Annotated in this window: 11 protein-coding genes and 2 pseudogenes; 7 read left to right on the top strand and 6 right to left on the bottom strand. The window is 62.0% G+C overall.

Translation table 11 applies throughout. From position 1 onward, the window contains the following. The 3 genes from AC1DPF_RS18430 to AC1DPF_RS18420 form a co-directional block, all read left to right on the top strand. Positions 1-189 (top strand): cytochrome P450 (locus tag AC1DPF_RS18430; protein ID WP_477962819.1); only part of this gene is annotated, 189 nt, incomplete at its 5' end. Positions 190-315: 126 nt separating this feature from the next. Continuing rightward, the gene (locus AC1DPF_RS18425) at positions 316-1,812 is read left to right on the top strand and encodes a purine-cytosine permease family protein (RefSeq protein WP_477872945.1); all 1,497 of its coding nucleotides are present in this window, start codon (positions 316-318) and stop codon (positions 1,810-1,812) included. Between the two features lie 56 nt (positions 1,813-1,868). Beyond that, positions 1,869-2,642, top strand: coding sequence for a cyclase family protein (locus tag AC1DPF_RS18420; protein ID WP_477872947.1), 774 nt, complete (start codon positions 1,869-1,871; stop codon positions 2,640-2,642). Positions 2,643-2,774: 132 nt separating this feature from the next. On the opposite strand, the gene AC1DPF_RS18415 is transcribed toward AC1DPF_RS18420, so the two are convergent. Together AC1DPF_RS18415 and AC1DPF_RS18410 are read right to left on the bottom strand one after the other, a co-directional pair. Next, complete coding sequence (locus tag AC1DPF_RS18415) at positions 2,775-3,446, bottom strand: GntR family transcriptional regulator (RefSeq protein WP_477962821.1); 672 nt, start codon at positions 3,444-3,446, stop codon at positions 2,775-2,777. Positions 3,447-3,503: 57 nt separating this feature from the next. Next, positions 3,504-4,046, bottom strand: a complete 543-nt coding sequence (locus AC1DPF_RS18410; protein ID WP_477962817.1) for a VOC family protein — start codon at positions 4,044-4,046, stop codon at positions 3,504-3,506. A gap of 148 nt (positions 4,047-4,194) precedes the next feature. Between AC1DPF_RS18410 and AC1DPF_RS18405 the strand changes: the two genes are divergently transcribed. The 4 genes from AC1DPF_RS18405 (at position 4,195) to AC1DPF_RS18390 (ending at position 9,404) form a co-directional block, all read left to right on the top strand. Beyond that, on the top strand, positions 4,195-6,384 hold the full coding sequence (locus AC1DPF_RS18405) for an alpha-ketoacid dehydrogenase subunit alpha/beta (RefSeq protein WP_477962815.1): 2,190 nt from the start codon (positions 4,195-4,197) through the stop codon (positions 6,382-6,384). Positions 6,385-6,399: 15 nt separating this feature from the next. Then, the gene (locus AC1DPF_RS18400; RefSeq protein WP_477962813.1) at positions 6,400-7,692 is read left to right on the top strand and encodes a pyruvate dehydrogenase complex dihydrolipoamide acetyltransferase; all 1,293 of its coding nucleotides are present in this window, start codon (positions 6,400-6,402) and stop codon (positions 7,690-7,692) included. 265 nt (positions 7,693-7,957) lie between these two features. Continuing rightward, complete coding sequence (locus tag AC1DPF_RS18395; RefSeq protein WP_477872955.1) at positions 7,958-8,371, top strand: GlcG/HbpS family heme-binding protein; 414 nt, start codon at positions 7,958-7,960, stop codon at positions 8,369-8,371. A gap of 73 nt (positions 8,372-8,444) precedes the next feature. Continuing rightward, complete coding sequence (locus AC1DPF_RS18390) at positions 8,445-9,404, top strand: glutathione S-transferase family protein (RefSeq protein ID WP_477962811.1); 960 nt, start codon at positions 8,445-8,447, stop codon at positions 9,402-9,404. A gap of 97 nt (positions 9,405-9,501) precedes the next feature. Here AC1DPF_RS18390 and AC1DPF_RS18385 read toward each other — a convergent pair. The 4 genes and pseudogenes from AC1DPF_RS18385 to AC1DPF_RS18370 all read right to left on the bottom strand — a co-directional run. Then, positions 9,502-9,775: pseudogene (locus AC1DPF_RS18385) on the bottom strand (integrase core domain-containing protein); the annotation flags it as partial. A 92-nt stretch (positions 9,776-9,867) separates the two neighbouring features. After that, positions 9,868-10,725 carry an S-formylglutathione hydrolase gene (gene fghA, locus AC1DPF_RS18380; RefSeq protein WP_477962809.1) on the bottom strand — a complete coding sequence of 286 codons (858 nt, stop codon included), beginning with the start codon at positions 10,723-10,725 and terminating at the stop codon, positions 9,868-9,870. Positions 10,726-10,735: 10 nt separating this feature from the next. Next, on the bottom strand, positions 10,736-11,134 hold the full coding sequence (locus AC1DPF_RS18375; protein WP_477872961.1) for a VOC family protein: 399 nt from the start codon (positions 11,132-11,134) through the stop codon (positions 10,736-10,738). Between the two features lie 43 nt (positions 11,135-11,177). After that, positions 11,178-11,418: pseudogene (locus AC1DPF_RS18370) on the bottom strand (S-(hydroxymethyl)glutathione dehydrogenase); the annotation flags it as partial.

The following is an 11,418-nucleotide window of genomic DNA, read 5'->3' as shown; positions in this document are numbered from 1 at the left end:
CAGCTGGGCTTCGGCCACGGCATCCACATGTGCATGGGCGCCAATCTCGCCCGGATGGAAATCTCTGCGTTGCTTTCCGCACTCATACCTCGGGTGGAACGGTTCGAACTGCACGAGGCTGAACGCATTTCGAACAATGTCCTGCGCGGCTACAAGTCGCTCAAGCTGACCGCGCATGCGGCGAAGTGACCTGCCACGTGTCGGCCCGATACACGGCCTTGCCGATGGATCGGGTCCTACGAGGCTCCTTTAGCAACCTCGGCCCGCGAAGGGGTATTCGATGCAAGTGAGCAACCCGACGAAAGGACTTCGGCAATGAGCGCTGAAAGTCTTTCGGAAACCATCGAGGACCACGCACTTGAACGAGTGCCGGACGACGCTCGTCAAGGGTGGTTGGCCCTGTCATGGAACACGGCGGGGGTCGTGGTTTCCCTGGTGCAGCTGTTCTTCGGTGCGCTGGTGACCTTTGTGGCGGGCTTCAAACTCGCGCTTCTGGCCGGCGGCGTCGTGGCGTTGGTCTGCATCCCGCTGAGCTGGGCAAGCGCCCATGTCGCCTATCGCACGGGCCTGTCCAGCACGGTGCTGTCGCGCTATTTCGCCTTCGGCCATCGCGGTTCGATCATTGCTTCCCTCATTTTCTCTTTCATGATCATCGGCTTTCTCGCGCTTGAGAATGCCCTTCTCTATCGCGGCTTCGTGTTCTATTTCGAACTCGCGGACTCCGTCACGACCCGCATCGTCATCTACGGCCTGATGACGCTGACCTGGATCCTGCTGACGTCGTATGGCTTCAAGCTGATCGCCAAGGCTTCGTCGGTCACGCTGACCCTGTCGTTGGCGGTGTTGGCCTATATCACCTACCTCGTGGTATCCGGCGGCAAACAGCCCGTTGGCGAACTGCTCTCGTTCGGATCGCAATTCTCTCCGGACGCATTGCAGCAGATGGGAGCAGGCAGCCAGATGGGCAAATTTATCTTTGCCATCAACGTCCTGTTCGGAGCTGCCTGCGGCATGGCGCTTTTCGGTGCCGATATTGGCAGATATGCCCGTCGCTCGATCGATGTCGGCGTATCGACCACGTTCGGAGTGCTGTCCGTCCTGCTGATGCTCTGCGTTGGCGGGATCATCATGTATGCCGGTGGACCGGCGCTCGTGGATTACTATGTCAACCATGTCGGAATGACGACGGAGGCTGCGCAGAAGGCGTCTCTGCAAAACCCCGACAGCATCGTGGCTGCATTTGTCGTGCTGGGCGGCGCGTTCGGTGCGATCCTTCTCGTTCTAGCGCAGGGGAAGACGCAGGTTCTCAATAATTACAGCGCGTCCCTTTCCCTCTCCAACCTGTTCGATGTGCTGAACCTGAGGATGGGTCGACTGACCTTTGTCATATTGGCCAACGTCATCGCGCTTCTCATGCTCTACGGTCATATCCTCGAGCTGATCGAAGCCTGGGTCACGTTCCTCGGTGTCATCGTGACGGCCTTCGCGGGCATCATCGTGGCGGACTTCTATGTCGTCAAGACGTGGCTGGGGAAGGAAACGAAGACCGTTCCCGAGAAGCCGGAGAACATCAACTGGGCCGGTGTCGTAACTCTGATCGCTTCGGTCTGTCTCGCGCGCTACGTCTTGGCAAAGATCGTACCGGTCGAGGCCGTCACGACCTTGTTCCTGTCGATGATCATCTATCCGATCCTGCGCACCACGGTCCTGAAGCCGAGTTTCGAGCATTCTTCCGCGGTCAACCTTGGACTTAACGTGGCCCCCCGGCCACTCAATGAAGCGGTCGCGATTTCGGAAAATGAAATAGTTTAGCAGGCGTCGAAAACGCTCGTGAATTTCGAGAGACAGAATAGCTACCAAGGAGATTAATGATGGCAATCCTGCAACAACTGGCCCAAGCTTTGTCCGAGGGGAGTGTCGAGATCGTCGACCTTACGCACACGCTTGAGGAACGCACCCCGATCATTCCGCTTCCCGAGCCCAATCATCAGCAGTGGCCCTTCCGTATGGAAGAGATTTCCCGCTTCGATGAGCGCGGGCCGGACTGGTACTGGAACAACTTCAGCTGCGGTGAACATACCGGGACGCACTTCGATGCGCCCATTCACTGGATTTCGGGCCGTCATTATGAAGATGGCTCGGTTGACAAGATTCCCGTCAAGCGGTTCATCGCGCCGGCCTGCGTCATCGATGTCACCGATCGCGTCCACGAAGATTATCTCACTACCGTCGAGGACATCGAGAAGTGGGAATCTGAACATGGCCGTATTCCCGCCGGTTCATGGGCGCTGATCCGTACGGGCTGGGCGTCCCGCAACTATACGGACAAGTTCCTTAACGTCCGCGAGGATGGCGGTCACTGGCCGGGCAACCACCCGGAGGTTGCCAAGTTCCTGGCGAAGGAGCGCGACGTTATCGGCGTGGGAACGGAACCCGTGGGTACAGATTCCGGGCAGTCCTCCACCTTCGCGGAACCGCTGCCGTGTCACTACCACATGCACGGGAACAACAAGTTCGGCCTGTCAAGCCTTAACAACCTGCATCTCCTGCCTCCCACTGGCGCGATGCTGATCACGCCGCCGCTCAAGATCAAGGAAGGTTCGGGCAGCCCTTGCCGCGTGCTGGCGCTGGTCGAGCGCTGAGCCGCACCCAGGCTCGCGGCCGCCGGTGTTCGCCGGTGGCCGCCGGTCGGCTCCACGCCGGGTCCCGGCGAGCCCGCTTTGGCTTCGGGGAGCCCGCACCGGGGCGGATCGCCGGGCGCCGTTTATATGCGCCTATGCACTCTTCCGGCCTCGTTTACGGGGAGCCTCGGGCGATGGGAACAGATCGGCATACTGCGCCAGTTCGGACCGGGTGCGGCGGATATGCTCGGTCAGCAGCTGCGCGGCGCTCTCGGTCTCGCGCCGCCGGATCGCATCGACGATCAGCCGGTGTTCAGCATGGATGATCCAGTTGCGTTCGCGACCGAGCAGGGTGGTGAATGCGCGGCGATAATGCTGCGTCGTGTTCCAGAACCGCTCGATCATGGCGAGCAGTTGCTTCATCTCCGCGTCCGCATAGGCCGCCAGATGAAACGTCCGGTCCAGCTTGAGGAAGGTCGCGGTATCGGGGGAGGCAGCCATGTCCTCGACCAGGCGTTCCAGCTGGCTCACACGCTCGGCGGTCATGTTCGGGATGGATTGGGCCAGGGCCAGGGGCTCCAGCCGTTCCCGGATCATGTAGATCTCGAGGCATTCCGCGAGGTCGACCCTCGCCACCCAGGCGCCGCTGCTCGGCTTCAGCACGACCAGCCCGTCGCTCTCCAAACGGCCGAGCGCGACGCGCACGGGAATCCTGCTTACCGAAAAGCGGGCAGCCAGCTCTTCCTGGCCGATGCGGCTGCCGGGGGGCAATTCGCCCGCCAGAATCAGTGCGCGTATCCCTTCCTCGACGCGATCGGTGACCAGCGAGGTCTCGTGTGTGCCCGCTTCGGCGGGCGCGGTATTGGCGATCGTCTCGACTCCTCAACTGGCCGGGTGGGCGGGATGCCACAGGCGGCGGGTCGTGGTCGACTCGTAGCCTTTGCCCCCGGGGAAGCTGACCAGCTCCAGTTGCATATCCCACGGCGTGAGGAAATAGACCCAGGTCTGCCCCGCGCTTGGCCCGGTGGTGCGGAAGGTTGGCTCGCCCAGGATGCGCAGTCCATGCAATCGCAGATAGGCTAGCGCGCGATCGAAGTCGTCGACGTAGAAGGCGAGATGGTGGCCGCCGACGTCGCAATTGCGCGGCGGTACCATGTTGCGGTCGTCCCCGTCATATTCGAAGATCTCGAAGTTCGGGCCGAAACCGCAGCGGAAGAAGCGCAGTTCCCGCACGCGCGAGCGGGCCGGAACGTTGAGGTGGCGAACCATCCAGTCCCCCTCGGCATCCTCGAACGGCCCGAGCGAGTAGACATATTCGCAACCGATCACGTCGACGAAGAAGCGGGTCGCCGCTTCGATGTCCGGCACGGTGAACCCGATATGCTCGACGCCCCTCAAGCCGGGCAGGCCGGGGTTCTGCTCCATACATATCTCCGATTGGATGCCATATGTGCCAAAATGTGAATAAATTGCCGCCTGGTCAAGCAGAAAACACGATTATTGGATCCAATAGTTGACATTTGCCACCCGGCGTGGTTGGGGTCAACGCGAAACGACCGGGACAGGATTGACCGTGAAAGCCACCACTATCGAACATCTGCAGCCGCGCGCCCCGTGGGTGTCGCTAGCGACCAATTCCGCCGCTTGGGCAGCCGCCGACCCTGGCGTGCTCGATTCGATGCTGACGTCGATGGTCCTGATCCGCGCCTTTGAGGAGAAGGTGCTGGAACTGGCGGGCCAGGGCCTCGTCCACGGCCCGGCCCATTCCGCTGTGGGTCAGGAAGGTGGAGCGGTGGGATCGGTTCTCGCCATGCGCGGCTCCGACCAGATCAATGGCTCGCACCGCGCACACCACCAGTTTCTGGCCAAGGCGCTGCATTATGTCGCGCCCCAGGGGTTGTCCTCTTCGGCCCCGTTCGGGGACGATGTGCGGACCATCGCCGATCTCACGATGTCAGAAATCCTCGGCCTGGCGCGCGGTTATTGCAAGGGTCGGGGCGGCTCGATGCACCTGCGCTGGGCGGAATCGGGCAATCTCGGCACGAACGCGATCGTCGGTGGCGGTGTTCCGGCGGCGGCGGGGGCGGCCTGGGCCCACAAGCGCGCCGGCACCGGCGACGTTGCCTTCACCTACTTCGGCGACGGCGCGGTCAATATCGGATCCGTGCTGGAAACGATGAACCTGGCGGCTGCATGGAAGCTGCCGCTGTGCTTCTTCATCGAGAACAACCGGTACGCGGTCTCGACCACGGTAGAGGAGGCCACCGCCGAGCCGAGGCTGTCCTCGCGCGGGCTGGCCTTCGGCATTCCCGCCTGGAAAGTCGACGGAATGGATCCGCTCGCCGTCTATCTCGCATCGCAAGCGGCGGTGAAGGCGATGCGTGCGGGCGAAGGCCCGACCATTATCGAGGTCGACGTCTATCGCTATTTCCACCAGAATGGGCCGCTGCCCGGCAGCGCCTTCGGATACCGAACCAAGGAAGAGGAAAAGGCCTGGCGCGCGCGCGATCCCATCGACCGGGTCGCGGCGGAAATGGCGGCTCGCCAGTTGATCGGAGAGGACCAGGTTGCTTCGCTGCGGTCCCGCGCGGCGGCGCTGATGGACGAGATCGCAGGCGGCCTGATCGAGGAGCACGAGGGGAAGCGGCGCATTGTCCCGTCGCTGTGGCCTTCACCCGATTTCCGCGATTTCGGAATGCGGGGCGACCTGTCGGAACTGCAGGATGCCCGCTTCGTGGAGCAGGAGGAGTTTGCCGGCAAGATCGAAGACAGGCGCTTCGTCGATGTCGTGGCCGACGTCATGGAACGGCGCATGCGCGAGGATGATGGCATCGTCGTGATGGGCGAGGATGTCCACCGCCTGAAGGGCGGCACGAACGGCGCCACGCGCGGATTGTCGACCAGCTTTCCCGACCGGGTGCTGGGCACGCCGATCGCCGAGAACGCGTTCGTGGGCTTGGCCGGCGGCATCGCCATGGATGGCCGCTACGTGCCGGTCGTCGAGTTCATGTATCCCGATTTCATGTGGGTGGCGGCGGACCAGGTGTTCAACCAGATCGGCAAGGCGCGTCACATGTTCGGCGGGGATGGCGAAGTGCCCCTGGTGCTTCGCACCAAGGTGGCCATGGGCACCGGCTACGGTTCGCAGCACTCGATGGACCCGGCCGGCATCTTCGCCACGGCACCGGGCTGGCGGATCGTCGCCGCGTCCACCCCTTATGACTATGTGGGCCTGATGAACAGCGCGCTGCGATGCAAGGACCCGGTGCTGGTTCTCGAGCATGTCGACCTGTATAACAGCAAGGGCCCCGCGCCGGCGGGCGATCTCGACTATTTCATCCCGCTGGGCAAGGCGAAGCGGGTGCGGACCGGTCGGCACCTGACCGTCCTGACCTATCTGGCGATGGTCCGCCCGGTGCAGGACGCGGTCGAAAGACTGGGCGTCGATGCCGATGTGATCGACCTGCGGAGCCTGGATCGCGCGGGGATAGACTGGGCCTTGATCGAAGAGTCTATCGACAAGACAGGCAATGTCCTGATTGTGGAGCAGGGGGCGATCGGCACGTCCTATGGCGGCTGGCTCGCCGCCGAAATCCAGAACCGCTGTTTCGACATGCTCGACCAGCCGGTCCAGCGCGTGCACGGCAGCGAAGCGTCGCCGAGCATTTCGAAGGTCCTGGAAGCCGCGGCCTGTGCCGGAGAGGCCGAGATCGAGGCGGGCTTGCGCCTGGCAATGGCCGTCCAGGGTCGGCCACTGGTCTGAAAGCGGGGAGCAGCAATGCCACATAAGATCGTGATGCCGGCCCTCTCTGCCGGCATGGAAGAAGCGACCATCGCGCGCTGGCTGAAATCCGTAGGCGATACGGTAGCCGCCGGCGAAATCATCGCCGAGATCGAAACCGACAAGGCGACCATGGAACTGGAGGCTGAGCGCGCCGGTACGATCGGCAGGATCGTCGCCGGCGACGGGACGACGGTTGCCGTCAATGCTCCGATTGCCCTGCTGCTGGTCGACGGCGAACAGGTGGACGATCTGGGCGTCGATGCGGGCGAGCTCGCGGAAGACAGGGACGCGCCTGTCCCGCAGACACCCATCCAGTCGCCTTCCGTCCAGGCGCAGGCGCAGGCGCCCGCCGCGGCGGGACCGTCCATCGATGCAGATGGGCGTCGCCGAAGCCTCTCCTCCCCTCTCGCGCGCAGACTTGCGGTGGAGAAGGGCGTGGCGATCGAAGGTCTGAAAGGCAGCGGGCCACGAGGCCGCGTCGTGCGGGTGGACATAGAGGCCGCCGCCGCACCGCGGCCGGAGCCGTCCCACGCCTTCACGACCGCCGATCCGGCGCCATCGCCGGTTCCGCCACCGGCACGGCGGGCGGGATCGGTGGATCAGCCGCATGACGAAATACCGCTGACCAACATCAGGAAGGTGATCGCCCGCCGGCTGACCGAAGCGAAATCGACGATCCCGCATTTCTACCTGGAGGCGGATTGCGAGATCGATGCGCTTCTCGATTTGCGCGAAACGCTCAATTCGCAAGGCGAGGGGCGGTACAGGCTTTCGGTCAACGACTTCGTGATCAAGGCTGCCGCGCTGGCGCTTCGCCAGGTCCCGGAAGCGAATACGGCTTGGACCGAGGATGCGATCCTCCATTTCCACGACGTCGATATCTCGGTTGCGGTCGCGACCGATGGCGGCTTGATAACGCCCATCGTCAGCCAGGCGGACCGGAAAGGCCTCGCCGCCATTTCCGCGGACGTGAAGGTGCTGGCGGAGCGCGCCCGCGCAGGCCGGTTGCAACCCGCGGAATATCAGGGCGGAAGCTTCACGATTTCCAATCTGGGCATGTTCGGCGTGCGGGCCTTTTCCGCGATCATCAATCCGCCGCAAAGCTGCATCCTGGCGGTGGGGGCCGCCGAGCGCCGGCCTGTCGTCCGGGGCGACGCTTGCGTGCCCGCTACGGTTATGTCCTGCACATTGTCCGTGGATCACCGGGCCGTCGATGGCGCTGTCGGCGCGCGATATCTGGCCGCGTTCAAGACGCTCATCGAGCAGCCCTTGAGCCTTATGCTCTGATAGGATGTCTTCAATGGGTCTGTCTTTAAGGGATGCGTCCCTCATGAACGATCAGTGTTTTCATTGGCGGGGCCTGGACCGGCTCGCCCGAAGTCTTGGGCCAATCCCATGTCATCAGGGTCCAGGCCGCAGCGACACTTGAGCGGCGTCTCGCGCAGCGCAAGATTACCGGAGCAATTGGAGAAATCAGAGCCGGGACAAGCGGAAACAGGCTCGCCCCTCGGCCGAATGTTCTCCGGCGGCAACATCATCAGGAGTATCTTTAATGGCAAATGTCACTCTCGAACAGGCCGGAGCAATTGTCACGGCAGCGCTCAAGGAAGGCCGCAGACTCGACCTTAAACCGCTCAGCGTAGCTGTGCTCGACGCCGGCGGCCATCTTGTCGCCTTCGCGCGCGAGGACACGTCGTCGAACTTGCGACCCAAGATCGCCATCGGAAAGGCTTCGGGGGCGCTGGCGCTCGGTGTCTCGTCGCGGACGATAGGGGAGATGGCGATAGACCGGCCAACCTTCATCAGTGCCGCCGCTGGCCTCAACCCAGAGGGCATCATTCCTGCGGCTGGCGGTCTGCTAATCCAGTCCGGCGGGGAGACGATCGGCGCGGTCGGTGTCACAGGCGATCTCAGTGACAACGACGAAAAGTGCGCCGCCGCCGGGATCGCAGCGATCGGGCTTTGAATTGCTCGTCGGCTGATCCGCCAGGCGAGAGAAAGGCCGAACAGGTCGTAATCCCGCTATATCGGAGATTGACATGGGATTGATGATCGACGGAGTCTGGCACCAGCAATGGTACGACACTTCGTCCACGGGCGGTCGTTTCGTGCGCAAGGACAGCATATATCGCCATTGGGTCACGCCCGACGGCGGTGCCGGGCCAAGCGGGCGCGCAGGCTTTGCTGCCGAGCCTGGCCGATATCACTTGTACGTCAGCCTTGCATGCCCTTGGGCGCACCGCACCCTCATCATGCGAGCGCTCAAGAGGCTGGAGGAAATGGTATCGGTTTCCGTGGTCAACTGGCTGATGCGCGAGGAGGGATGGACCTTTGCCGATGGCCCGGGGGTGGTTCCGGATCCGGTAAATGGTGCGCTGTTCCTCCGGGAAATATATACCGCTGACGATCCGAACTATACAGGTTCAGTGACAGTCCCGATTCTATGGGACAAGCTGACGGGTAAAGTCGTCAACAACGAGTCGTCCGAAATCCTGCGCATGCTGGGTTCTGCCTTCGACCAGGTTGGAGCCAGTCCGGGCGATTACTACCCGGAGCCGTTGCAGCCGGAGATCGATGCGCTCAACCGGCGGATCTACGATACGGTGAATAACGGCGTTTACCGTGCAGGGTTTGCCACCAGCCAGGAAGCCTATGCCGAAGCGTTTGAATCGCTTTTCGAGACGTTGGACTGGCTTGAAGAACGACTGTCGTCACGGCGTTTCCTGCTGGGCGAACCGTTGACCGAGGCTGACATCCGTCTGTTCCCCACCCTGATCCGCTTTGATCCGGTCTACTTCAGTCACTTCAAATGCAATCTGCGCCGCATCGTCGATTACCCGAACCTGTGGCGCTATACGCGTGAGATTTATCAGTTGCCCGGCGTTGCGAAGACCGTGAACATCCAGCACATAAAGGGACACTATTTTCAGAGCCACTCGACAATCAACCCGACCGGCATCGTGCCTTTGGGTCCGAAAATCGAATATTTTCACCCGTAGTCCGAGGCCGCGAGTTTCGGAAAATAGTGCCGAAATAGGATATTTCCACTGACCCTGTCCCGGATTTGCCGGCGTCCAGCGCGAGAGGTCCGACGCCTCATTGGCCGGAGTTAACCTCGGCCGATGAGGCAAATTCGGCAAGCGTCATGAACACGAGGGATGTGTGAGGTCGGCTCTCGATGAAGCCCGTCCGCCACGCCTCGATCTTGTCCTGGCGTCGTCCAATGACAAGAACCAATGCGTGTTCTGGCACTCGTCGCGGAGCCGGCGTTGAAGGCCTCCGCAACGGCGTCGTCGGTAGGCTTGCCGGGACGGCTGAAGTCCAGCGTAACCCGGTTTATGTAGGCCCAATGGTCGAGTGTCCGGGAGAGCTGCGCTGGCCTTCGGCTCGGCGGATGAATGCCGGAATGTACGCCGTGACAATAATTACGCTATAAGACTGTTTTGGACCAATGCGAAACGTCTAAGCTAACTGATTTTCTGTGGCGGCGCCCCCCAATCGAGCGCTGTGCCAAGCGATATGCTCAGGCATGAAAGTCGAAATGAAATAATACGAGTGGTCATAACCCGGCTGCATTCGGATTGTGGACGGTTGCCCAGCCTTATCGCAGGCTTCGATCAGAAGTTGGGTTTTCAATTGCTCTTCGAGAAACGGGTCGGCGCCACCTTGGTCGACCAATATATCCGGCAGACGCGCGCCCTGCTCGATCAATGCGCATGCGTCGTATTCGCGCCAGTTTGCGCGATCCGCGCCGATATAGCCGCTTAGTGCTTTTTCGCCCCATGGGCAGGCAAGCGGACTCACTATTGGGGCAAAGGCGCTGACCGATCTGAACCGTCCAGGGTTGCGCAATGCAATGGTGAGGGCGCCGTGTCCGCCCATCGAATGGCCGGTGATGCCTTGCCGTGCCATGTCGACTGCGAAGTTTGCCGCGACCAGTTCGGGCAGTTCGTTTTCGATGTAGTCGCGCATGCGAAAGTGGCGCGACCAAGGGGCCTGAGTGGCGTTCACGTAAAAGCCGGCGCCCTTGCCGAAATCGTAAGCTTCGTCGTCAGGTACGTCCTCGCCGCGCGGGCTTGTATCAGGCGCGACGAAGATAATCCCGTGCTCGGCGCAGGCAGCGCGAAACTCGCCCTTTTCGGTGACGTTCGCATGAGTACACGTCAACCCCGACAGATACCATAGGACCGGCAATTTCGTCCCGGACGCATGGTCCGGGACGAAAATCGAGAAGGTCATCGGCGTGCCGGTTGACACGCTCTRATGGGTATAGACGCTTTGCGTCCCGCCGTAGCTGCGGTTGGCGCTGACCTGCTCCATGTGCAGTCGGTCAGACGAACGTGTACGAGCAGATCTTGTTGCCCGCAGGATCGCGCAGGTAAGCGGCATAGGCACCCGGCAGGTGTCCGCGCGCACCCGGCGCGCCTTCGCAGGTGCCACCTGCGGCGAGGCCAGCGGCATGGAAAGCGTCCACTTCGGCAGGCGAGGCTGCGGCAAAGCCAATCGTTACGCCGTTGCCTGACGGTGCCTCACCGTTGCCCGGCTTCAGCACCAGCAAGGCCGGCTTGGTCTTGCCGTAGAGCACCACGGTCTCACCGAAAGGCCCCATGTTATTGATACCAAGCGGCGCGAGCGCGGCATCGTAGAAGGCGGTCGAAACGGCAAGGTCCTTCGCGCCGAGACAGGCGTGAGAGAAGACGTCGTCACCAGAGATAACCGGATCAGCCATGATAATATTCCCTTTCTCTATCGATAATCATCTCAACCAAAAATCAAAAAACCACCACGCTGCGGATGCTTTCGCCGGCGTGCATGAGGTCGAAGCCCTTGTTGATGTCCTCGAGACCCATGACGTGTGTGATCATCGGGTCGATCTCGATCTTGCCGGCCATGTACATGTCGACGATCTTCGGCACATCGGTCCGGCCCTTGGCGCCGCCGAACGCGGTGCCGCGCCAGTTGCGGCCGGTGACCAGCTGGAACGGGCGGGTGGCGATCTCCTTGCCGGCTTCC

The sequence above is a fragment of the Rhizorhabdus sp. P4_G6 genome (assembly GCF_056401045.1).
Note: the sequence above shows the minus strand (reverse complement) of the source record. Positions and strands in the feature narration are given on the sequence as shown.